Here is a 23,445-nt window from a genome sequence, read left to right as displayed (position 1 = left end):
GTTGCAACATTAGTTTGTTCCCGGGACAAAAATTTATGCATATAAATCATGTGTACCAGCCGCCATTTACTGCGAGTACTTGGCCGGTTATGTAAGAAGCGGCAGGTGATGAAACAAAATAAACAGCTTCAGCGATCTCACAAGCAGCACCGAGACGCCCCATCGGAATATCAGCGGCAATTTCCGCTTTTTCGTCCGGTGAAAATTGAGCCATCATCGGCGTATTGACCGCTCCGGGAGCAATCGCATTTACCCGGATATTAGAAGGAGCCAACTCTTTCGCCAAAGCCTTTACAAAGGCGATCTGAGCCCCTTTTACGGTGGAATAGGCGACCTCGCAAGCAGCACCTGTTTGCCCCCATATCGAGGAGACGAGAACAACAGACGGCGAAACGGCTTTGCGCAATTTTGGGATCGCCTTTTGAATAATCATCATTGGACTTTTTACATGGAGCTGCCACAATTTATCCATTTCTTCTTCTTCTATTTCCTGGAATAAGCTGTAATGCGCTGTTCCCCCCGCGAAGACAGCTGCTTCCAGTGAAAATAACTGGCTTGAAAGGAAATCAGCGCCGGCCGAAGAAGTTAAATCCGCCTGAATGGCGATCACCTCGGCCCCCGTTTCTTCTAGCTCTTGTTGCAGCCGTTCTATTTTTTCTCTCCCTTGGTAATATTGCAAATATAAACTCCAGCCCTCTTTTGCCAGCTTTTTTGAGATTTCTTCCCCAATTCCCCCACTCGCTCCTGTAACGAGCGCATATCTTTTCACGCTTTTCTTCCCCCATTCTGTTTACGTAAGAAGCAGCTGAGCTTCTCTCTCCTTTATACGGAAAGATAAAGTCCAGCTGCTTCACCAGGCATTCAGCCTTGTTTTGGCAAAATATAAAAAGCAGTCAAGCGATTTTCTGACACCATCCGTTCAGCCGTGCGCTTTACATCCTCAAGCGTAATCGCTTCTAAAAGCGGCACCACTTCAAATAAATCCATTTCATTAAATGCATAGCGGATAAATTGATTAGCAATGTATTCCGGTGAATTAACGGCCCGAAGAAACGAACCAATTTTCTTTTTAATCGACCGTTCTACCGCCTCTTCTGTTAAGTACTTTCCTGTTTTTGCTTCAAGCAGAATAGTGCGGATGCGGTCCCCAAGCTCCTCAGGCTTCGTTGTATCTCCGCCGACCATGGCAAATCCAAAGCCTTTTTCCTGCGTATAATCGTAATAGAAGGTTTCATCAATTAATCCTTCCCGGTAGAGCTGATAATAAAGCGGAGAGCTCTTTCCAAAGAGAATATCAAGCAAAATGTTCATCGTCAGTTCCCGTTTTTGCAGCTCTTCTCCTTGCAATTCCGTGTCAATTGCTTTAATCCCCACTTGGCATTTGGATAATTGAACATTCATTTCCAACACCCGTTTTTGTTCCTTGACTTCTTCCGGCTCCTCTTCAATCAGGCGGTGCACTTCTTCCTGCTTTTGGTAGTCCTTTTTCGCCTGGTTTTCCCGAACGAGCTTGATCGTTTCGTCAGGATCAACCGGCCCGACGATAAATAGGAGCATGTTGCTCGGGTGATAAAACGTGCGGTAGCACTCGTACAGATGATCTTTTGTAATCTCGGCAATGGATTCAACGGTTCCGGCAATATCAATTTTGACCGGATGGTTGTGGTACATGTTTTGAATAAGGCCAAAATAAGCCTGCCAATCAGGGTTATCATCATACATGCGAATTTCCTGACCGATAATCCCCTTTTCCTTCTCTACCGTTTTCTCGGTAAAGTAAGGGTCCTGGACAAAGTTAATCAGTGTTTCTAAGTTGTCAAACACCTTGTCCGTACTCGAGAATAAATAGGCCGTTCTTGTAAAAGAAGTAAAGGCATTGGCAGAAGCGCCCTGATGGCTGAAATATTGAAAGACATCTCCATCTGCCTTCTCGAACATTTTATGCTCTAAAAAGTGGGCGATTCCATCCGGCACACGAACGTAGTCCTTCCCGCCCTGAGGAATAAATTGATTATCAATCGAACCGTATTTCGTCGTAAAGGTGGCGTACGTTTTGTTAAACCCTTTTTTCGGAAGCACGTACACGTCAAGCCCGTTGGCCATTTTCTCAAAATACAACTTTTCCTGCAGCTGATCAAATAGGATTTGTTCCATTATTCTCCCTCCATTCCCGACAAGAAGTACACCGTATCTATTTCGACTTTGTCAGCAACTGCCGTCACTTCTTCTATCGTCATCCGCTCTACCGCCTCAAGCCACTGATCCACCGTAACGGCTGTTTGGGCAACGACATTGTGATAGAGCATTTCAATTGCCCCTCTCGCTGTATCCAATGTTTCTAACACTTGATTGCGGATGACTGCTTTCGTTTGCAGCAGCTCTTTCTCAGAAACCTCTCCATTTTTCATCGCTTGCAGCTGTTCAGCAATAATTTTTACCGCTTTGCTGTAATTTTTGCTGTCGATACCGGAAAGCACCATTAAGAAACCTTTATGGCTTTCGAGACGGCTTGCTGCATAATAAGCCAGGCTCTCTTTTTCACGCACGTTTGTAAACAGCTTCGAATGGGAAAATCCGCCGAAAATGCCATTAAACAGCTGCAGGGCAAAATAGTCCTCATCTCCAAACGTCACGTGCGTACGGTAGCCGATATGAAGCTTTCCTTGATTAATTTCTTGCTTCTCCACAATTTCCTTCGGTTCAGCAGGTGAGGCGCTCTGTTTGGCTGTTTGGGGAGAACGAGGGGTTCTGCTGTTGAATTGAAATAAGCGGTCAGCTATTTTTTCCACTTGATCAGCTTCCACATCTCCGACAACATATACATCCATTTCATCTTCCGCAAACACCCGTTCATAATACTGATACAGCTCGGTCTCATTCAGTTCATCGACCGCTTCCAGTGAGCCATTGGCCTGAAGGGCATACGGATCTCCTTTATACATCTCTTCAAGAAGACGGGCGCTGGCAAAACGCATTTTATCATCATAAAGGGATTGAATCCGCTGTTTTAAATTGCGTTTTTCGTCTTGCACCGTATCCTTGTCCAGCGCTCCGTTGTTTGCTTTCGGCTTTTGCAAAATTTCATGCATAAACTCTAGAGCTTTTTCAAGCAGCGGTTCCTTCGCTTTCAAGAACTTCTCATTGGGGACTTCCAGTGAAAAGCTCATGATATGAAAATCTCCTTTTTTCGCTACATCGACATAAAAGCTGGCGCCGTATAAATCATCGAGATACGAGCGCAAATGTGTGGAAGTCGGATACTTTGCTGAGTTGCTTTGCAGAACATAAGGCAGCAAGGCTCTTTTCGTTACTGTTTCCTCTTCAAGCGGCGCCTTCATTCTCCATACAATCGTATTGGTTTTATACTTATCCGTCTTGACGATGTGCAAATTGTATCCTTGTTTTTTTATAATATTTTCATTGACTAATGTCACTAAAAAACCCTCCTTTTCCGGCAGCTATGTCTATATTTTTATCCGTTTAGGCCATAATTCATGCCCATATTTATGAAAAACTTACTTTCACTATACATGAGCAGGAAGCAATTGAGAATTGAAACGGTTCATTTAGACGTCTTCTTCCTAAAAAAACCTGGACGGTTTAAATTAAAGCAAGCTGGATGAACGTTAAGCTTGCCTGCAGTCTTTGTTATTGTACTTGCAGGGGGATTCCGCTGGAGGTACTTGGTGATGATGCTCCGTTAGGCCTGTCTGGGGGCGGAGCTGACCTAAAATCACAGACTTAAGAAGGCTTAGCCTCCAACAAAATCAAAAAAGGGTTGGAATGAGATCATTCCAACCCTTTTTATCGAATTATTTGCTTGTCGGAGCCAGGCAGTCGGCTCCGCTTTTCTTTTGTCCAGCTGTGCCTCCTTGCTCCTCAAGATCAAATAACCTTGCACCAATGAAGCCGAAAAGCAGCTTCTTTGGTGTAAGAACATTTGCTTGTCGGAGCCAAGCAGTCGGCTCCGCTTTTCTTGTTACCGGCTGCCTTTGATGTATGGAGTGCCTGCTGCTTTCGGCGCATCCGCGCGGCCAATAAATCCGGCGAGAGCCAAAATAGTCAGCACATAAGGAGCCACCAGCAAATATACAGCTGGAATGTTTTCTAAGAACGGAATGCTGGATCCAACGATACTTAAGCTTTGGGCAAAGCCGAAGAAGATTGCCGCGCCCATCGCGCCAAGCGGATGCCACTTTCCAAAGATCATAGCTGCAAGCGCCATAAACCCTTGTCCCGTGATGGTCGCATGGCTAAAATCAAGTGAGATCGATTGAGCGTATACTCCCCCTCCAAGACCGCCAAGAAGGCCGGAAATGAAGACGGCAGTGTAGCGCATCTTTGCCACGTTGACGCCCATCGTGTCAGCAGCCATCGGATGTTCGCCTACTGCCCGCAAGCGCAAGCCAAATGGCGTTTTATATAATACATACCAAGCAACAAAAGCAAGAGCGATTGCTACAATGGCTGGATAAGAAATATTGGAAAAAATCAACTTGCCGATCACCGGAATATCGCTTAATACCGGGATATCGACTTTTTTAAAGTTCACTTTAATAATATCGGTTTGGCCTTTATCGTAAAGCATTTTCACTAAAAACAGTGATACGCCGAGAGCCAAAAAGTTAATGGCTACGCCGCTGACAACCTGATCGGCCCGAAAAGTGATGGAAGCGAGCGCATGAAGAAGCGATAACAAACCGCCTACAGCCATAGCCGCAAGAAGGGCCACCCATGGAGTTGCGGCACCGAAAGTTGAAGCAAACGTTAAGTTAAAAACGATAGCAGTAAACGCCCCAATAATCATCAGCCCTTCAAGACCGATGTTTACTACACCGGAACGCTCGGAGAACACACCGCCCAGCGCGGTGAAAATAAGCGGGGCCGCTGCGAAAAGAGACGATGAAATAATGATGGATAAAACGGTTAATGCATCCACTTATTTCTCCTCCTTTTTGAATCGGCTGAGAAGCCATTTTATCATATAGCTGGAAGCGACAAAGAAAATAATCAAGGCGATAACGATTTCTACCAATTCGTTCGGAACACCGGATTCGATCGGCATATTCAGAGCCCCTACTTTTAAGGCGCCGAATAATAAGGAGGCTAGGACCACCCCAATGGCAGCATTTCCGCCAAGAAGCGCTACTGCGATCCCGTCAAAGCCGACACCGGAAAATCCGGAATGCAAAAACGCGTTGCCGAATGTGCCGAGGCCTTCCATTGCGCCTCCAAGTCCGGCGAAAGCTCCGGAAATGACCATTGACAGGACAATATTGCGGCTTACATTCATGCCGGCATATTGAGAAGCATGCTGGCTGTAGCCAACCGAGCGCAGCTCATATCCGAGCGTTGTTTTCTCAAGCATAAACCACATAATAACCGCGGCAATTAATCCAAGATAAATCCCGTTATGAAGAGAAGAAAAGTCAGTCAGCGACTCGAAAAACGATGATTTTAAGCTGGCTGTTTCCTTTACTGCCTCTGTCGAATCCGACTGGTCGCTAATGACATTGCGAATCAAATGGTTCGTCAGATGTAGAGCAACATAGTTCATCATAATAGTAACAATCACTTCATGAACATGCAGGCGGGCTTTTAAAATCCCCGGAATCAATCCCCATAGTGCACCGGCTGCCGCTGCAGCCAGGAGAGACAACGGCAAATGAACTATTTTTGGCAAATCAAAGGCAACCCCTACCCAGACTGCTGCCAGCCAGCCGACCAGCAGCTGCCCTTCTACGCCGATATTAAATAAGCCTGTCCGAAACGCGAAGGCAACAGCCAGCCCGGCAAAGATATAAGGAGTCATTTGCCGGAGCGTTTCGCCAACATAGAATGAATCTCCAAAGGCTCCGTTCCAAAGCGCGGCATAGCCGCTAATCGGATCGTAGCCGCTAATTAACATGATGATGGCACCGGCAATTAACCCCAGCAGCACGGAGACAACCGGAACAGCTAAGTTAGAAAACCGTTTAGACATTCATCTCACCTGCTTCCTTTCGTTTGGAGCCGGCCATTAGTAATCCAAGTTCCTGCTCCGTTGTTTCTTTTGGATCAACAATAGCGACAATTTCTCCCTCATAGATAACAGCAATCCTGTCGCTAATGTTCAGGATTTCATCTAATTCAAAAGAAATTAGCAATACTGCTTTTCCTTTATCGCGCTGCTCAATAAGCCGTTTATGAATGAATTCAATCGCACCGACATCTAATCCGCGGGTAGGCTGGGCAGCGATTAAAAGCTCCGGATCGCGGTCCACTTCCCGGCCAATGATCGCTTTTTGCTGATTTCCGCCGGATAAAGCGCGGGCCGGTGTGTATTCCGACGGTGTCCGCACATCATATTCTTTGATTAGGCGCGCCGCCTTTTTATAAATTTCTTTATAGTTTAAAACACCTGCTTTTGAGTATGGCTGCTGGTAATATGTTTGCAAGACCATATTCTCGCCGATCGGAAAGTCCAGAACGAGCCCATGCTTATGCCGGTCTTGAGGGATATGTGCGACCCCTTGTTCTGTCACTTTTCTTGGCTTGAGGTTCGTAATATCCTTGCCGCTGAGGAGGATAGAACCGCTCTCCGCTTTTTGAAGCCCGGTAATGGCTTCAATCAGTTCACTTTGCCCATTTCCATCCACGCCGCAGATACCGACGATTTCTCCAGCATGCACTGTTAAATTCAGCCCGCGCACCGCCTGAATCCCCCGCGCATCCTTAACGAATAAACTATTAATTTCAAGTACATTTTCTTTCGGCTGGGCTTCTGTTTTTTCTGTTTTGAACGTAACTTCCCGGCCAACCATCAAGCTCGCTAAATGGTTGGGGTCGGTTTCCGATACATTGACTGTTCCGATTCCTTTTCCCTTGCGGATCACGGTTACACGATCACAAACCTCCATGATTTCCTTCAGCTTGTGAGTAATTAAAATAATGGACTTGCCTTCTTTAATAAGCGTTTTCATAATTTGAATCAGCTCTTTAATTTCCTGTGGAGTTAATACGGCTGTCGGCTCGTCGAAGATCAATATTTCAGCGCCTCTATACAGCGTTTTTAAGATTTCGACACGCTGCTGCATGCCGACAGAAATATCAGCCACTTTCGCTGTCGGGTCTACAGCCAGGCCGTACTGTTCAGAGATCTCCCGAACCTTTTGTTCTGCTTTCTTAATATCAATCTTGCCGCCCGCTTTCGGCTCTTTTCCAAGAATGATATTTTCGGTAACTGTGAATGTATCAACAAGCATAAAATGCTGATGCACCATGCCAATTCCCAGTTCGTTTGCCACATTTGGATTAGAGATATCCACTTTCTTGCCATGAACTTTAATTTCGCCCTTTTCCGGCTGATACAGCCCAAATAGCACGTTCATTAACGTGGACTTCCCTGCGCCATTTTCCCCGAGCAACGCATGAATTTCTCCCTTGCGCAATTGAAGCGTTATGTCATCATTGGCAACAAATCCATTGAATTCTTTGCGAATGCCGAGCATTTCAATAACATATTCCACCTGACTCACTCCTCATATAAGGTCTTTTCTTGCCGTACAGGCTATCTTAGGAATAAAAGCAACGAATGATTGCAAGTAGGATGTCTGACCTTCTATCACTAGGATTTTTGCCAAACATAACATCTTCCGCTATCCCAATAGAAAAGCGCAAGTGCCAGCTTAAAAATCCTAACAAGCACGCAGCAAGACCTGCGTCCTTGTTACCATTTTTAAGCCAGGGCAAACCTTTATCTTTCTGGTCTGCCCCGGGATTGTTGTTTAACTATGCTAAGGCTATTATTATTTTCCTTCAGGTTTTACAGGAACTTTTACTTCGCCTTTTTTGATTTTTTCAGACCATTCCGCCACAGCTTTTTTCACTTCATCACTTAAGTTATCTTGTGTTGGAGCAATGCTTACTGCATCATCCTCCAAGCCGTACTCAAGCAACTCTCCGCCTGGGAATTTTCCTTCTTTTGCTTTTGTAGCCAAGTCTTTCACAGCGATGTCTACGCGTTTCACCATAGAAGTAAGCGTCACATTTTGCTCTTTGCCCTTAACTGTTACTTTTCCTTCTTCCGCTTGGTCGCGGTCAACACCGATTACCCAAATGTCTTTTTCCGGGTTTTTTTGCTTTAAGTTTTTCGCCTCTGTAAATACACCGTTGCCTGTCGCACCGGCTGCATGATAAATGACGTCAATTCCTGATCCGTACATAGCAGAAGCCATTTGCTGGCCTTTGTCTGCCTTGTCAAATGCACCGGCAAATTCAATTTTCACATCTGCCTTAGGATTAACCGCTTTCACGCCCGCCTCAAAGCCGGCAGCAAATTTATTGATTAAATCGCTGTCAGTTCCGCCGATAAAGCCGATTTTGTTGGATTTTGTAGATAATCCGGCAGCTACACCAACGAGGAAAGAACCTTCATGCTCTTTAAATGTAATGCTTGCGACATTGTCTTGGCCTTCAATTACATCGTCAACGATAGCAAAGTGGCTGTCTTTGCGCTGTTTAGATACTTCTTCAATCGCTGGTTTCAGCTTATAGCCGATTCCGTAAATCAAGTCAAATTTATTGCGGACAGCTGTGTTTAAGTTTGTTTTGTAGTCAGCATCCGATTTTGATTGAATGTAATCAAAACCATTCGTGCCTTTTTCCAATCCGTTATCTTTTCCAAATTCCTGTAAGCCTTCCCAAGCAGACTGGTTAAAGGATTTATCATCCACGCCGCCTACGTCAGTAACCATGGCTACTGTAAACTGATCATCTTTCTTGCTGCTGTCCTTTTCGCTTTTTTCTTCGTCACCGCCGCCGCAGGCGCCAAGAATAGTACCGGCTGCAAGCACAAGGGACATGGCAAAGCCAAACTTGCGTTTTGTCATCGGAATAACCTCCTCAAAGTTTAAACTTAGTAGAAATGTTACTTGTTATTCTAAAACCGCTTTCTTAAGACGTGGAAACTGAACTTATCCGCTTTGAAATAGTTTACTGAATAGAGAATCGGTTGATCTGTTTCATCAAAGTGCAACTGTTTCAAGATGAGCAGGGCAGTTTCAGGATCACATTGAAGAATGGGTGACACTTTCTCATGATAGCCAAACGGTTCGATTTGAGCAATGGCATGAGAAATTTTCCGGCTGCTTGTCCGATCAAGCACTGAAAAAAGCGATTCATCACTATGGCTATAGCTTTCCGGATAATATTTCACCGGGATTTTGTCTAGACAATAAACAACCGGCTCCCCGTTAGCTGTACGCACACGTTCGATGACAAATATTTCTTCTTCGGGCTCACAGCCAAACCGCCTTCTGTCTTCTTCTGTCGGGCTTTGTATTCCCGAATTTAAAAAGATGGTTCCAGGCTCCATATTTGCTTGAATAATCATATCTGTCACACTGTTCAGCTGCTCGATGCCTGAAGTAAACAGCGGCTTTGCATTTACAAACGTTCCGACTCCATGCCTGCGAATAATGACATTTTCCTCTTCAAGAATGCGCAGGGCTTCTCTTAGAGTAGCGCGGCTAACCCCTAGCTGTTTCGCTAGTTCAAACTCGGAAGGAAGCTTCTCTTTCTCCTTATAAATCCCTGCTTCAATGTCTCTTTTTAAACGGTCAATCACTTGAAGGTATAAATGTCGGCTATCCGACTTTATTGTCATGTAACCACCCGCTTTCTCACAACGTCAGACCTCTGATGTATAACATTTCTACTAATTTAAATTTAAGATAGCACTTTTTGTTCAGAAAGGAAAGATAAAATCGACTATTCGCGATATTTGTTTTTTCGCTCATTCACCTTTCTTGCATAATTATGAAAACCCTTTCGATTTTTCATGAAGGCGCTTTTATAATTATTAATTTTTTCGAGGAGAAAGAGAGTGGTTGAGATGATTGTTCGTATCTCTATTTAAAATCATTACTTGGGAGAAATAGTTAAAAGCAAGAGGAAAATTGTCTCATAACGATGGTTTATAGCCGAAAAAGCCGCCTGCTTCTAAGGCAGGCGGCTTCCCATTATTGCATATGTTCTTCTGTCTGTTTAGGAATTAAAACGGTTCTTGGCTTGCTTCCCTCATACGGACCAACCACTCCGCGCATTTCCATTTCATCAATCAATCGAGCGGCGCGGCTGTAGCCGATGCGGAACCTTCTTTGCAGCATGGAAACGGAAGCTGTTTGCATATCCGCGACCAGCTGAACCGCTTCGTCGTACAGTTCATCTTCTACCTCGGCTGCTGTTTCCGGAGCATCTTCAGGAATCATGTCCTCCTGATACTGAGCCTTTTGTTGCGAAATGACATAGTCGACAACTTCTTCCACCTCTTCATCCGACAAAAAGGCGCCTTGCACACGAACAGGCTTGGAAGCTCCGGCAGGAAAGAACAGCATATCTCCCCGGCCCAATAGCTTTTCCGCTCCGCCCATATCCAAAATGGTTCTTGAATCCGTCATCGAAGAGACAGCAAAAGCAATTCTTGATGGAATATTGGCTTTAATAACCCCTGTAATTACATCAACAGACGGGCGCTGAGTTGCGATAATTAAATGAATGCCAGCCGCCCGCGCCATCTGGGCAAGCCGGGTAATCGAATCTTCTACATCGCTGGAAGCAACCATCATCAAGTCAGCCAGCTCATCTACAATGACAACAATATAAGGAAGAAGCGGCTGCTTTTCCCCCGTTTCCTCGTTATAGCGCTTAATGTGCGTATTATATCCTTCAATATTTCGCGTGCCGCTATGAGAGAAAAGGTCATAGCGCCTTTCCATTTCTCCGACCACTTTCTTCAAGGCCTGGGACGCTTTTTTGGCATCTGTCACAACCGGAGCCAGCAGATGGGGAATGCCATTATACACATTCAGCTCCACCATTTTCGGATCAATCATCATGAGCTTTACCTCATGCGGCTTCGCTCTCATTAAAATGCTCGTAATGATTCCATTAATGCAAACGCTCTTCCCGCTTCCTGTAGCTCCAGCTACAAGCAAATGCGGCATCTTATTTAATTCGGCCGATACGGCCTCGCCTGTAATGTCGCGTCCAAAAGCAATCATCAGCTTGGAATCAGGTTTTTCACTAGCATTTGCTTCCAATACTTCGCGCAGCGACACCATTGCCACTTCGGAATTAGGCACCTCAATCCCAATAGCAGACTTGCCAGGGATTGGCGCCTCCATTCGAATATCCTTTGCCGCTAAGGCAAGAGCCAAGTCGTCACTTAAGCTGACGATCTTGCTGACCTTCACTCCCACATCAGGATGAACCTCATACTTAGTCACCGCAGGACCAAGATGAACTTGGGTGACCTTTGCTTTCACGCCAAAGCTGTGGAACGTCCTTTCAAGCTTCGCCGCGTTTGCATGAATTTGCTTGTATTCTCTGCTTTGATCCGTTTGCTTCGGCCTTTTTAACAAGCTAATAGAAGGCAGCTGATAATCTTTGTTTTCAACCTCTGTAAACGTCATGGAAGGCGCCCGGTCCTCTTCCGAATCCTTTTGAGCAGATGAAGCTGCTTTTCCTTCTCCGGATGGCTGTTCTCGGACAGGCGCGGGCTCTTCTTGATAAGCCCTCTCTGTGAAGCTGGAGATAATTGGCTCCTGTACGGGATGTTCCTCGTCCTCTTCTGTCCGCGGAGCCGGATCGGCTGCCCGTTCAGGTATTCTCTCGGCATCGTCCGTTCGGTCTGCCTGCTTCGCCTTTCTCTCATCCTTCCAATCTTTCATATCCTGGAGAAAAGCCTTCCACTGCTTGTTGAAATTTTTCCGGCCAGCTGCCAAAAGTGTATTGAAAACTTCTCCAAATGACCGGCCGGTGATTAGAATAATGCCAATCATAACAAGCACAAAGCTTAAAATTTTTGTCCCTAGCGTATCAAATAAAAAGTAAGAGACAGCAAATAAAGCCGCACCGATCATTCCGCCTCCCAAATCATGGGTCTTTGTCATTCCTTCTTTAACTTCCATCCAGTATAATTCCCACGTATTAATTAAAACACTCGGCTCCTTAAATGAACGCCCATTACCAAGCTGTTCAAATAAGTTCACATGGCTGAGAAGCAAAATACTTACCAAAATAATATACACCCCGACTTGCTTCCTTCGAAACAAAAGCGGCCTTTTACGCTTGATCATTATGTATACGCCATAAATAATTGCCGCAATAAACCCAATCATATACCATTCGCCAAAGAAAAATCGAAAGAAATAGACGAATGCGCTGCCCACCGCGCCAAGCCTAATAATGCCGATCAGGCTCAAAGCAATGATCACAATTCCCAGTAGCTCAAGCTTCACCGCTTCTTTGATCTGCATGGATTTTTTTGTCCGCTTGGACGATTTTTTCTTCTTTTTATTTGCCATAGCTCCCACCTAACTATTGGATTCAAACAACGGCCATGCTACACAGGCCATGTGGATGCTCAATCTCTTTCTATGAATCTCTCCAAAGTTAAAATCAACATCCTATTTAATAGAGTCAAAACTAAAAGCAAGAAAGCAGCCGGCGTGGCTGCTTTCTATAGTATAGCATATTTGTTCGCATCTATCTAACGCTGTTTATAAGGAAATGTATTGTCCCGGCATAATGTGATTGTTCAAATAATGGATGGGGTCAGTACTCAACACGCGGACAACTTTATAGCGATTTTCCTCGCGCTCGGCGAATAAAGGGATGCCGTTCCAGGAAACCAGCTCTAACCCGCTGTCTTGATGATCCTCAGGATAAATACATTCGTGCGGCATCATTGTATATAAAATCATTGGATCATCGCTCCGCCTTGCTCGTTAGCGGCAATTAATTCGTTTAATTTTTTCATCGCTTCTCCGATGCCGCCTACCTCTTTGATCAATCCATATTGCACCGCGTCCCTCCCGACGACGTTGGTCCCGATATCCCTCGTTAAATTTCCTTTAGCCAGCATTAACTCTTTAAACTTTTCTTCAGTAACGGAAGAATGTTGCGTCACAAAGTTAACAACCCTTTCCTGCATCTTATCCAAATATTCGAAGCTTTGCGGAACACCAATGACTAAACCCGTTAGCCGGATCGGATGAATGGTCATTGTAGCCGTTGAAGCGATAAATGAATAATCACACGACACAGCAATAGGCACCCCGATAGAATGACCTCCCCCGAGTACAATTGACACCGTAGGCTTGGATAGAGAAGCAAGCATCTCCGAAATAGCGAGCCCTGCCTCCACGTCTCCTCCGACCGTATTTAGCACAATGAGCAGCCCTTTGATTGCAGGGTTTTGCTCAATCGCTACAATCTGCGGGATGACATGCTCATATTTTGTAGTTTTATTTTGCGGGGGAAGCTGTAGATGTCCTTCAATTTGGCCGATGATCGTCAGGCAATGCACAGGAGAATCATTCGAAAGCTGGGGAACGTTTGTCTGTCCAAGCTGTTGAATTTTTTCCATTAATGAAGATTGAGGATTTTCTGCTTGCTCCTCTGGTTCTGTCTCTTCGTTCATTTTCTTTTCTGTATCCATATTCGATTGCTCCTTTCGAAGACGGCACACTCTAAGGCCGAGCTTGTATATGCATATTCTCCCTAACCCGGCTGATATTATGCAAAATCCCTCAAGAAGCATCGGATAAAAAATAAGCCCCGGGTTTAATTTCAGTGTGCAGACAGGATCGCTTTCGCGTCTTGCAAACGGAGATAAACCTTAGGGCTTATTTGTCATCTGTTTACTCAAAGCCAAAGAGCGGCTTCTTTGCGGGAAGAACATTTGCCTGACGGAGCAGGTCAGGCGCTTCCGCTTTTCTTTTGTCCAGCTGCAGCGCCTTGCTCCTCTGGGTCAAATAACCTTCCCTCCACGAAGCCAAAGGGCGGCTTCTTTGTGGGAAGAACATTTGCCTGACGGAGCAGGACAGGCGCTTCCGCTTTTCTATACTTCCATAATGATTGGGAGGATCATTGGACGGCGTTTTGTTTTTTCAAACAGGAATGAGTTCAGCTGGTCTCTAATATCTTGCTTAATGCTGGACCAGTCAAAAGATTCGCCAGTCATGTTCTTCTCAACAATATCAGTAATTAATTTCGTTGACTGCTCCATTAGCTTTTCTGACTCTCTAACGTAGACAAAGCCGCGAGAAATAATTTCTGGACCGGAGACAATTCGTTTTTGCTTCTTGCTCAATGTAATGACAACGATGAAAATGCCGTCTTGAGACAAGAGCTTGCGGTCGCGCAAGACGATATTGCCGACATCGCCAACGCCAATGCCGTCGATTAATACATTTCCGGCAGCTACTTTAGAGGTGACGCGCAGTTTGCCGTTTTTGTATTCAACCACATCGCCCTTCTCAGGCAGGTAAATGTTTTCTGCAGCCACACCTATTTGCTGAGCAAGCTTTGCATGAGCTTTCAGCATGCGGTATTCTCCTTGGATCGGGATAAAATAGCGCGGCTTCATTAAGTTAAGCATGAACTTCAAGTCCTCTTGGAAACCATGCCCGGACACATGGACTTTGCGGTTCCCTGTTACGACATTCGCGCCGGAACGATAAAGAAGGTTCACTGTTTTTGCCATGAGCAATTCTAATCCTGGTGATGGTGTGGCTGTAATTAAAACCGTGTCGCCTTCTTTAATTTTTACAAGCTTGTTCGTTCCTTTGGCCATCTTTTGGAGCGCTTCAATCGGTTCGCCTTGAACGCCCGTGGTTAAGATCACAATTTCATGTTCAGGGTAGTCAGCAATCTCCTGAAGACTGATCAGGGTGTCTTCCTGAACGTTTAAATAACCCAGCCTAATTGCTACATCATTGACGCGCTGCATGCTTTTCCCGCTGACAGCGACTTTCCGTCCATTTTTGTGGGCGGCGTCAAACACTTGCTGAATACGAATCAAATTCGAAGCAAAGGAAGCGACGATAACGCGCCCTTTTGCCATGTGAAAGGCATCTGACATTTGACTGGCGATCACTTCTTCAGAGGTTGTATGTCCCGGACGCTCTGCTTCTGTAGAATCGGACAAAAGCATAAATACGCCATTCTGGCCGATTTGTGCCATCTTGCCGATATCAGGCGCATACAAGCCTTTGGCCGCCTGATCAAATTTAAACTCTCCGGTATGCACAATCGCACCTTCAGAGGTATGAATCGCTATGCCGACAGAGTCTGGAATGCTATGAGTCGTGCGGAAGAAAGTCACTTCTACACCGTCAAAGCGAAGCCGTGTATCCGAGTGAACGGTATAGTACTTTACTTCTTCCTTCACATTCTCCTCGCGCAAGCGCATTTTTGCTAAAGCGATTGTCAGTTTCGTACCGTACACAGGTGCTTTAATTTTTTGCAGAACATAGCCTAATGAACCGATCGCATCCTCATGACCGTGTGTTAAGAAGATGCCCTTTACCCTCTCTTTATTTTCAATTAAATAAGAAATATCCGGAATGACGATATCGATGCCGAGCATTTCATTTTCCGGAAACATCAGCCCGCTGTCGATCACAAAAATTTCTTCGTCTATTTCGATCACGGTCATATTTTTTCCAATTTCACCTACTCCGCCAAGCGGAATCACCTTAATTATTTCATTCTTTTTCTTACTCACTGTAAATTTCCTCCTATACTTAAGAACACCCGTCCCATCACATTATGTTTATTATAAGGGATGAAGGAAAGTAAAGCCAATACTATCTATCATAGGAAGGGGCTTTTATAGTAAATTGCTGGCAAATTTTCTTTTCTGTTTAACCGTTTAAACAAAAAAGCCCCGCTAAATAAGTGCTTAATCGCCCCAACAAAAAAATTCCCGATAGACAGGAACTTCGCTGAAAAGAAAGCAGAAAAAACTTTCTGCAGCTTTATCAGCTGAAAGACCCTACCGTATCGGGAATTTTCCGTATGCTCTATATTAACTTTTGCAAAGCTGTGCGTTCAGCTTCTACAAGCGGAACGAGCGGCAAACGAACAGAGCCCATATCCATGCCTTTTAACTGCAGAGCTGTTTTTACAGGCACCGGACTCGGCGCTGCAAACAACTGTTTCATTAACGGCAGCAGCTGCTGGTGGATTTTCGCAGCCTCTTTATAATTGCCTTCTAAAAAGGCAGAGACCATTTGCTGCATTTCATTCCCCACCACGTGCGAAGCGACAGAAACGATACCAGCCCCGCCAATTGAAAGGATAGGGAGAGTTAAGCTGTCATCACCGCTATATACCTGAAACTCCTCATCCGTGCCAGCAATGATTTCTGTTACGGCGTCTAAATTTCCGCTCGCCTCTTTCACCGCGACGACATTTGGCAGTTTAGACAATTTGATGACTGTTTGCGGCTCAATGTTGACACTAGAACGGCCAGGAATATTATAAATCATTACTGGTAAAGAAGTAGCTTCAGCCACTGCTTTAAAATGCTGATACAGCCCTTCCTGATTCGGTTTGTTGTAATAAGGGGCTACAAGCATAATGGCATCTACGCCCGCCTCTTCGGCTTTTCTGGTTAAATCAATGGACTGGCGCGTATTATTGCTGCCGGTTCCTGCGATAATAGGTACTCGTCCATCGGCTACCTTCACGGTATGGCGAAATAAAGCCACTTTTTCTTCTGCTGTCAAAACCGGTGATTCTCCCGTTGTTCCTGCCACAACCAGTGAGTCCGTTCCATTGTTGATTAGGTAGTTCACCAATTGAGTCGTTCTTTCAAAATCCACATTCTCTTTTGAGTCAAATGGCGTTACCATTGCGGTAGACACCCGCCCGAAAGAAATCATACCTATTTTCCTCCTTCAAACAACCGGCTCTTAGTTATTTTCATATTCAAACTGGTCCTCATGCAAAAGAAAAGCATCATGAAGCGCATTAACCGCAGTAACAAGCTCTTCATTTTTAACGAGCACCCATATAGTTGTATGGCTGTCGGCGGATTGTAAGATGCCGACACCTTTTTCAGCCAGCGCAGTAACGATTTTCGATGTGACACCTGGTACACCCGTTATCCCAGCACCGACAACGGATACTTTCGCACAGTTTTTTTCCACTTCGGGCTCATAGCCCATCTCCTGTAAAACGAAAACAGCACGGTCAATCATCTCTCCAGCGACCGTATACACAACACCAGTTGGAGAAATATTGATAAAGTCCACGCTGATTTTTTCGTTGGCCATCGCTTTAAAGACTTCTGCCTGGAAGTTATATTCATCCTTTTTCGCCTGCACTTTAATTTGGGCTACGTTGTTTACATGAGCAATTCCCGTCACGAGGCGCTCCCGGACGTCCGGCCCTTGATTTGGCCGTGTAATGGAGGTGACCAGCGTGCCGACTCCATCAGACTGCGTAGAACGGATGCGCATTGGCACCTTCGCCTGCATCGCAATTTCTACTGCACGGGGATGAATGACTTTCGCTCCTTGATAAGCCATGTTGCACACTTCGTTATAAGTGACAACAGAAAGCGGACGCGCCTTGGTTGCAATACGCGGATCAGCCGTCATAATCCCTTCCACATCTGTAAAGATATCTACCCATTCTGCCTGCAGAGCAGCGCCAAGAGCAGCTGCAGACGTATCGCTTCCACCGCGGCCGATTGTCGTGACATCTCCTGTTTTAGCCGCTCCCTGGAAGCCCGCTACGACTACCGCATCGTGGGAATGGAGCGCCTTTAACAGCCGGTCGCATTTCATTTCAAGGATTTTGGCATTTGTATGGTCTTCATTCGTTACAAATCCTGCCTGAGCGCCGGTCATTGCACAGGCAGTGATATTGCTTTCTAACAGCATGTTTGTAAAAACGAGGCTGGATATTACTTCACCACAGGATAGAAGCATATCTTGTTCCCTCGCTGTCAGCTTCATCTCGGCTCCATTTACTAAAGATAAGAGCGTATCTGTAGCATAAGGATCTCCTTGGCGCCCCATCGCGGAAACAACCACCACGACTTTATATCCTTCTTTAATGGCTGCTTCAATGTGCCGCTTGGCATGGCGGCGCGATTCCTCATTACGGACAGATGTGCCGCCGAATTTTTGTACGATAACTTTCACTATAAACACCTCTGCATTTCTGTGGTGAGATCATCCAACGATTACTTTTCTTTTACGAGCTCCATCTCAATCAGAGTTTCAGCAATCTGAACGGAATTCCAGGCAGCTCCTTTAAGAAGGTTATCGGAAACGACCCACATATGGAAACCTGTATCTTCATCTAAATCTTTGCGCACCCGTCCGACAAAGACTTCTTTTTTGCCGACACAATGCGCAGGCATTGGGTATACTTGTTCGTCTGGATTATCTTCCAATACGATCCCTGGTGCCTCTTTCAGTTTATTTTTAATTTCTGCTGCTGACAAGCCTTGAGTCTCCACTTCAAAATAAACAGACTCAGAATGACCCGTTTCTATCGGAAGGCGTACACATGTAGCCGCTACGCTCAACTCCGGCATATGCATAATTTTCTTTGTTTCATTAATCATTTTCATTTCTTCAAATGTAAATCCATTGTCTTGGAATTTATCAATTTGAGGAATGGCGTTAAACGCAATTTGATAATGCTTTTTGTCGCTGCCTACCGGCAAGATTTCCGGTGTTACTTCTTTGCCCTCAAGAATAGACTCTGTTTGGCCATACATTTCGTTGATCGCTTGCGCCCCTGCGCCAGATACTGCCTGATAAGTGGAGACAATTACTTTTTTCAAGCCGTATGATTGGCGAATAGGCTCGAGCGCTGCAACCATTTGAATAGTTGAACAGTTCGGGTTGGCAATAATCCCATTATGCTTTTTTAAGTCCTCTTTGTTGACTTCCGGCACAACGAGCGGAACGCCCTCATCCATGCGGTATGCGCTTGTATTATCCACAACAATCGCTCCACGCTTCACCGCTTCTGGAGCAAGCTGTTTTGAAATGCTGCCTCCTGCACTGAATAAAGCGATATCTACTCCTTCAAAGCTCTCGGGCTTTGCTTCTTGTACAGTAAATTCCTCTCCTTTGTAAAGAAGTGTTTTACCTGCAGAGCGTGCTGATGAAAGCAATGTTAATTGACGGATAGGAAAGTCTCTTTCCTCCAATGTGCGAAGCATTTGCTGGCCAACCGCACCCGTTGCGCCTACAACAGCGATGTGAAATCCTCTTGTGTTCATTTTGTTTTTCCCCTTTCAAATTCCCTATGAACAAATAGACTTGTGCATATGTAGTAGTTTTTAAATAATATGAAATAGTTTAAAAAATGGAACAGCACTTTTAATAGCTACTATTTTATCACATTAAAGTTCGAAAAGAGCAACAAAATGCTGACTTCTAAAAAAAAGAGAAAAAAGAGGGAGGATCTAACTCCCGTAACGAAATCTTTCAATAAGGACCGGCTGCAGCTGCTTACCTGCCAAGGCAGCCTCAATCGTCTCTGGAAGGCTATCCATCTTCGCTACCATCGAATTGGGCTTCTTCTCCGGATCATCCTGGCCAAACGGAATAAAAAAGATATTCTTTACAGCCATCAGCCGCATAATGTTCATTCCATTTAGCCCGAGGGCATCATTCGTCGAAATCCCCAAAATAACCGGCTTTAAATTTCTTAAGGTAGCCTTGGCTGCCATCAAAACCGGCGAGTCCGTCATCGCATTGGCAAACTTGCTGATGGAGTTGCCGGTGATTGGAGCAATGATCATGCAATCAAGCGGGGCTTTAGGGCCTAACGGCTCCGCGTCCACAATGGAATCAATGACCTGTTTGCCCGTTACTTCTTCAATTTTCTTCACCCATACTCCCGCTTCACCGAAACGCGTGCCTGTGCCTTTGACGGTAGCAGTAACGACAGGAACGACCTCTGCCCCAAGTTCAACCAGCTTTTTAATTTGCGGAAATATTTCCTCGTACGTACAATGAGAGCCTGTGATGCCAAAACCGATTCGTTTTCCTTTTAGTGACATATTTTACTCTCCTTTCGTGATAGCCGCATCCTTCAGCAGATCTGTAATAACACCGGCTAAAATTTGTCCCGCTGTTTTAGGGGCGACAATTCCTGGAAGCCCCAAAGCAAGAATGGCTTTGATGCCTCTTTTTTTAGCAAATTGAAAGTCTGTTCCTCCCGGCTTAGAAGCCAGGTCAATAATGAATACGTGCGGCTTCATTTTGGCAATAGCCTGAGAAGTGATAACTAAAGAGGGAATCGTATTAATAATAAGGTCAAGAGATTCAGCTTGTTGAGGAAGCTGGTCGATCGAAAATGGCGTCAGCCCCATTTCGATCGCACGAGCTAAATGTTCACTTTTTCTCGCACCAAGCTTTACATTTGCCCCTAAGTTGGCAAATGTTCTAGCCACACTCATTCCGACTCTGCCCATGCCAAGCACAGCTACAGATGAACCGTGTATCGTAAAATCTGTATGCTGGATTGCCATCATGACCGCTCCTTCTGCGGTGGGAATCGAATTATAAATTGCTACGTCATCCCTATCAAACAGCCGGATAAGTGTTCTCCCCGCCTGTTCAGCCAGCTTCGTAAGAACGGGGGGACTGATTCCTGTGAACAGGAGGCAGTGATCCGGCGTTTTCGAAAGCATCGTTTTGGTTAATTGGGGATGAGCAGAAGAGAACACTGTTTCAATTTCACCTGTCGGCTGCAAGCCGGCAACAGGCAAAATGAGGGCATCTAATTCATGAAAAGGCAGCTCCTCCAGCTTCTCCTTCACTGCCCCCGCAAAGCTTTGTTCGAGCTGGTCAAACCCCACCAGATACACTTTCGCATCAAGCTCTGTTAATTTCCTGATGATCTCCAGCTGGCGGGCATCTCCGCCTAACACTGCTACTTGGAGCCCTGTCAGCATCGTTTTCACCCTTCCTTTCTTCTCGCTTCTACATTGTATGAAGAAATAAGATTTCGGTGAAATGAATAATAAAAAGCCCCTTGCATTTTGCAAGAGACTTCCGTTTGCCGATGAAAGAGAGCCGAGATAAAACCCTTTCCGTTTTAACATAGTTTTCAAGCCGTTTGATCCATTTATTTTCAAACAAACATCATTGCACGGCTCCTGCATGTTGTCCACTCTGCTGATTGAAGCGCCTGGAACGGAAATCAACCGACCTCACCCATGGATAAAATAAAAAAGACTGCAGACAAACTTCAATTTTCATTGAGTTTGTCTGCAGTCTGATCCTCTTGCATTTTACAAGAGACTTTTCTGATTAAACAGTGACAGCAACTGGAAACTTGCCGTCTGGGCTGATCAGAGCCGCTGAATAGTCACTGCTAAAAATTTGACTGCCTAGAGCATTGACTTTATCCATTGTTACTTCATCGATCATGCTGACGATTTCATCGAGCGTGCGGTGTTTTTTCAGCAGCAGCTCATTTTTTCCGTTGCGGCTCATTCGGCTATTTGTGCTTTCCAAGCTGAGCATTAAGCTGCCTTTTAATTGTTCTTTGCTGTTATGCAGCTCTTTGCTGCTGATGCCTTCTGCTTTTAACGCTGCCAGCGTCATTTGGATCGTATCGAATAATTCATTCAACTGATCGGCGCCCGTGCCGCCGTATATAGTGACAAGACCGCTGTCTTGAAAAGACGAATGATAAGAGAAAACAGAATAAGCAAGCCCTCTCTGTTCACGCACTTCTTGGAAGAGGCGGGAAGACATGCTTCCTCCTAAAATATTATTTAACACCACTAAGCTGTATACATCCTTGTGGCCGATCGGCAGTCCTTCAAAACCGAGACAAAGGTGCGCTTGCTCTGTCTCTTTTTTCCGGGCTACTTTATCTGTAAATATCTGAGGCGGGATATTGCTCTCTTCCCGCTGTCCGCCTTCGTAAGAGCCGAAAAGCTTTGCGGCGCGCTTCACCAATTCATCGCTGACATTTCCGGCAATGGAAATAACAACGCGGTCCGGCGTATACATATCATGCATATATTGCTTTAGTTTATCTCTTGTAAAAGAAGCAAGCGTTTCTTCTGTCCCAAGAATCGGGTAACCCAGCGGATGGTTTTTATAGAACGCTTTGCTCAATAAATCATGAACAATATCATCCGGGGTATCTTCATACATTTTGATTTCTTCTGAGACCACACTTTTTTCCTTGCTCATTTCCTCTTCAGCAAAAGCGGAGTTGAAGAACATATCAGCAAGTGTGTCTAATGCGTAAGCGGCGTGATTGTCCAGCACTTTCGCATAGTAGCAGGTGTATTCTTTTGAAGTAAAAGCATTGACCTGACCGCCTATACTATCAAAGCTTTCCGCAATTTCCTTCGCCGACTTTGTCTCTGTCCCCTTGAAAAACATATGCTCTAAAAAATGAGAAATGCCGTTGTTTTCCGGCGTCTCATCTCTTGAACCTGTTGCAATCCAAATACCGATGGCTGCTGACCGCACGGTAGGTATTTCTTCCATTACTATTCTGACCCCATTGTCGCAAGTAAACTTTTTTATCAATGTTATCCTCCTATTTCAGCCGCTGTAAAAAAGCCGAGGTTCGTTAATGACTAGATGAGTGACGAGCAATCATTCTAGTTTCGCTTAGCAAGTTGGATACAGTATCTATTTTCAATTGCTTTGCTTTTATTTGCTTGATCAATGCATCCAAAGAAGCAGATGATGATTCAGTCGGATGCATTAAAATAATCGCTCCTGGATGAACGCGGCTTATGACCCTGTTTATGAGAGCATTAGGCGTTGGCTTCTTCCAGTCAATCGTATCTACTGTCCATAAAATAGTGCTCATTCCCAGTTGATGGGCAACGGTTACCGTATGATCTGTAAAGCTGCCGCTCGGAGGAGCAAACAGCTGCGGGCGCCTTCCCGTTGCTGATTCAATGACCTTATTTGTCTTTTTTATTTCTTCTCGGGCACGCCCCTCGCTCAATCGGGCCATATCGGGATGAGTGTAAGAATGGTTTCCTCCTTCATGCCCGGCTTCGACTATCATTTTGGCAAGATCAGGGTGCTTTTTTACCCATCGCCCTTCGAAGAAAAAGGTAGCATGAATTGAATGCTTTTTCAACACCTCTAACATCTCCGGCAAATATTCTTCTCCCCACGCCACATTAATCGCGAAGCTCACCATCGGTTTATCGGGATGCCCGCGATAAATCGGAGAGGGAGGCAAGTCCTCTAAATGAACCTTAGGCGGCACTTGTTTGTATATTAAACGGCTTTCTTGAAACTTTCCATCTTTTTTCATCAATTGATAGGATTTTTTTTCATCTACCTTCAGACCGTTGTAGCCGGGAGTTGCTTTCCATACCCGGTCAATTTGGGCATCCTGAGGCGGAACAAAGCGGTCTTTTGCTTCTTGTTTAATTTGATCAAGCAGCGACGGCCCGCTTTGATGGGCGAATTGCGCTTCACTTTTCAACCCCTTAAGATAACTGCTGACTGTATGGCTCTCAACGAAAAATAGCACTATCACTCCGATGACTAATATACTAATCATATGTTTTATTTTTCCCATTGTCCATGCCTCCCCCCATTGTTTTAAAATTATGAAAAGTGGAGGGATTATAGAACACGCGAAAAA

Annotated in this window: 19 protein-coding genes; all 19 read right to left on the bottom strand. The window is 45.1% G+C overall.

The features are described 5' to 3' along the window. Nucleotides 1-46: 46 nt before the first annotated feature. The 19 genes from ymfI to B1A98_RS02165 all read right to left on the bottom strand — a co-directional run bounded on the left by ymfI (nt 47) and on the right by B1A98_RS02165 (nt 23,379). The gene (gene ymfI, locus B1A98_RS02255) at nt 47-769 is read right to left on the bottom strand and encodes an elongation factor P 5-aminopentanone reductase (RefSeq protein ID WP_063383557.1); all 723 of its coding nucleotides are present in this window, start codon (nt 767-769) and stop codon (nt 47-49) included. A 92-nt stretch (nt 770-861) separates the two neighbouring features. Beyond that, a complete protein-coding gene (gene yfmH, locus B1A98_RS02250; RefSeq protein ID WP_063383556.1) occupies nt 862-2,154 on the bottom strand; it encodes an EF-P 5-aminopentanol modification-associated protein YfmH in 1,293 nt (430 codons plus the stop codon). Further along, the gene (gene yfmF, locus B1A98_RS02245) at nt 2,154-3,434 is read right to left on the bottom strand and encodes an EF-P 5-aminopentanol modification-associated protein YfmF (RefSeq protein ID WP_063383555.1); all 1,281 of its coding nucleotides are present in this window, start codon (nt 3,432-3,434) and stop codon (nt 2,154-2,156) included. The genes yfmH and yfmF overlap by 1 nt, the downstream gene beginning before the upstream one ends. 545 nt (nt 3,435-3,979) lie before the next feature. Further along, on the bottom strand, nt 3,980-4,939 hold the full coding sequence (locus B1A98_RS02240) for an ABC transporter permease (RefSeq protein WP_063383554.1): 960 nt from the start codon (nt 4,937-4,939) through the stop codon (nt 3,980-3,982). Next, nucleotides 4,940-5,983: an ABC transporter permease gene (locus B1A98_RS02235; RefSeq protein ID WP_063383553.1), complete on the bottom strand. Its 1,044-nt coding sequence runs from the start codon at nt 5,981-5,983 to the stop codon at nt 4,940-4,942. Beyond that, nucleotides 5,976-7,508 (bottom strand): ABC transporter ATP-binding protein, encoded by a 1,533-nt coding sequence (locus B1A98_RS02230; RefSeq protein WP_063383552.1) that lies wholly within the window; start codon nt 7,506-7,508, stop codon nt 5,976-5,978. The genes B1A98_RS02235 and B1A98_RS02230 overlap by 8 nt, the downstream gene beginning before the upstream one ends. 279 nt (nt 7,509-7,787) lie before the next feature. Then, complete coding sequence (locus B1A98_RS02225) at nt 7,788-8,870, bottom strand: BMP family lipoprotein (protein ID WP_063383551.1); 1,083 nt, start codon at nt 8,868-8,870, stop codon at nt 7,788-7,790. A gap of 50 nt (nt 8,871-8,920) precedes the next feature. Continuing rightward, a complete protein-coding gene (locus B1A98_RS02220; protein ID WP_063383550.1) occupies nt 8,921-9,646 on the bottom strand; it encodes a GntR family transcriptional regulator in 726 nt (241 codons plus the stop codon). Nucleotides 9,647-10,001: 355 nt separating this feature from the next. Next, the gene (locus B1A98_RS02215; protein ID WP_063383549.1) at nt 10,002-12,347 is read right to left on the bottom strand and encodes a DNA translocase FtsK; all 2,346 of its coding nucleotides are present in this window, start codon (nt 12,345-12,347) and stop codon (nt 10,002-10,004) included. A gap of 195 nt (nt 12,348-12,542) precedes the next feature. Continuing rightward, on the bottom strand, nt 12,543-12,746 hold the full coding sequence (locus B1A98_RS02210; protein ID WP_063383548.1) for a YlzJ-like family protein: 204 nt from the start codon (nt 12,744-12,746) through the stop codon (nt 12,543-12,545). Then, nucleotides 12,743-13,483 carry a ClpP family protease gene (locus tag B1A98_RS02205; RefSeq protein WP_041100081.1) on the bottom strand — a complete coding sequence of 247 codons (741 nt, stop codon included), beginning with the start codon at nt 13,481-13,483 and terminating at the stop codon, nt 12,743-12,745. Before B1A98_RS02205 ends, B1A98_RS02210 begins: the two co-directional genes overlap by 4 nt. Before the next feature lie 402 nt (nt 13,484-13,885). Beyond that, a complete protein-coding gene (locus tag B1A98_RS02200) occupies nt 13,886-15,553 on the bottom strand; it encodes a ribonuclease J (RefSeq protein WP_063383547.1) in 1,668 nt (555 codons plus the stop codon). Between the two features lie 298 nt (nt 15,554-15,851). Then, nucleotides 15,852-16,715: a 4-hydroxy-tetrahydrodipicolinate synthase gene (dapA, locus tag B1A98_RS02195; protein ID WP_063383546.1), complete on the bottom strand. Its 864-nt coding sequence runs from the start codon at nt 16,713-16,715 to the stop codon at nt 15,852-15,854. A 30-nt stretch (nt 16,716-16,745) separates the two neighbouring features. Next, on the bottom strand, nt 16,746-17,984 hold the full coding sequence (gene dapG, locus B1A98_RS02190) for an aspartate kinase (protein WP_063383545.1): 1,239 nt from the start codon (nt 17,982-17,984) through the stop codon (nt 16,746-16,748). Nucleotides 17,985-18,025: 41 nt separating this feature from the next. Further along, entirely contained in the window at nt 18,026-19,078 is a 1,053-nt protein-coding gene (gene asd / locus B1A98_RS02185; protein WP_041100068.1) for an aspartate-semialdehyde dehydrogenase, read from the bottom strand. Between the two features lie 186 nt (nt 19,079-19,264). Continuing rightward, nucleotides 19,265-19,864: a dipicolinate synthase subunit B gene (locus B1A98_RS02180; RefSeq protein WP_063383544.1), complete on the bottom strand. Its 600-nt coding sequence runs from the start codon at nt 19,862-19,864 to the stop codon at nt 19,265-19,267. 3 nt (nt 19,865-19,867) lie between these two features. Further along, nucleotides 19,868-20,761 carry a dipicolinic acid synthetase subunit A gene (gene dpaA, locus B1A98_RS02175; RefSeq protein WP_041100344.1) on the bottom strand — a complete coding sequence of 298 codons (894 nt, stop codon included), beginning with the start codon at nt 20,759-20,761 and terminating at the stop codon, nt 19,868-19,870. A gap of 358 nt (nt 20,762-21,119) precedes the next feature. Further along, nucleotides 21,120-22,361, bottom strand: coding sequence for a M16 family metallopeptidase (locus tag B1A98_RS02170; RefSeq protein ID WP_063383543.1), 1,242 nt, complete (start codon nt 22,359-22,361; stop codon nt 21,120-21,122). Between the two features lie 43 nt (nt 22,362-22,404). Continuing rightward, entirely contained in the window at nt 22,405-23,379 is a 975-nt protein-coding gene (locus B1A98_RS02165) for a polysaccharide deacetylase family protein (RefSeq protein ID WP_063383542.1), read from the bottom strand. Nucleotides 23,380-23,445 lie beyond the last annotated feature (66 nt).

This window comes from Pseudobacillus badius (assembly GCF_002189605.1).
GTDB classification, from domain to species: domain Bacteria; phylum Bacillota; class Bacilli; order Bacillales; family Domibacillaceae; genus Pseudobacillus; species Pseudobacillus badius.
Note: the sequence above shows the minus strand (reverse complement) of the source record. Positions and strands in the feature narration are given on the sequence as shown.

What these genes read in the sequence shown, in the direction of transcription:
- asd (WP_041100068.1), bottom strand. Translation starts at nt 19,078, where the DNA reads ATGAACACAAGAGGATTTCACATCGCTGTTGTAGGCGCAACGGGTGCG.
- B1A98_RS02165 (WP_063383542.1), bottom strand. Translation starts at nt 23,379, where the DNA reads ATGGGAAAAATAAAACATATGATTAGTATATTAGTCATCGGAGTGATA.
- B1A98_RS02220 (WP_063383550.1), bottom strand. Translation starts at nt 9,646, where the DNA reads ATGACAATAAAGTCGGATAGCCGACATTTATACCTTCAAGTGATTGAC.
- B1A98_RS02180 (WP_063383544.1), bottom strand. Translation starts at nt 19,864, where the DNA reads ATGTCACTAAAAGGAAAACGAATCGGTTTTGGCATCACAGGCTCTCAT.
- B1A98_RS02215 (WP_063383549.1), bottom strand. Translation starts at nt 12,347, where the DNA reads ATGGCAAATAAAAAGAAGAAAAAATCGTCCAAGCGGACAAAAAAATCC.
- B1A98_RS02225 (WP_063383551.1), bottom strand. Translation starts at nt 8,870, where the DNA reads ATGACAAAACGCAAGTTTGGCTTTGCCATGTCCCTTGTGCTTGCAGCC.
- dpaA (WP_041100344.1), bottom strand. Translation starts at nt 20,761, where the DNA reads ATGCTGACAGGGCTCCAAGTAGCAGTGTTAGGCGGAGATGCCCGCCAG.
- B1A98_RS02210 (WP_063383548.1), bottom strand. Translation starts at nt 12,746, where the DNA reads ATGATTTTATATACAATGATGCCGCACGAATGTATTTATCCTGAGGAT.
- B1A98_RS02235 (WP_063383553.1), bottom strand. Translation starts at nt 5,983, where the DNA reads ATGTCTAAACGGTTTTCTAACTTAGCTGTTCCGGTTGTCTCCGTGCTG.
- yfmH (WP_063383556.1), bottom strand. Translation starts at nt 2,154, where the DNA reads ATGGAACAAATCCTATTTGATCAGCTGCAGGAAAAGTTGTATTTTGAG.
- dapA (WP_063383546.1), bottom strand. Translation starts at nt 16,715, where the DNA reads ATGATTTCTTTCGGGCGGGTGTCTACCGCAATGGTAACGCCATTTGAC.
- B1A98_RS02205 (WP_041100081.1), bottom strand. Translation starts at nt 13,483, where the DNA reads ATGGATACAGAAAAGAAAATGAACGAAGAGACAGAACCAGAGGAGCAA.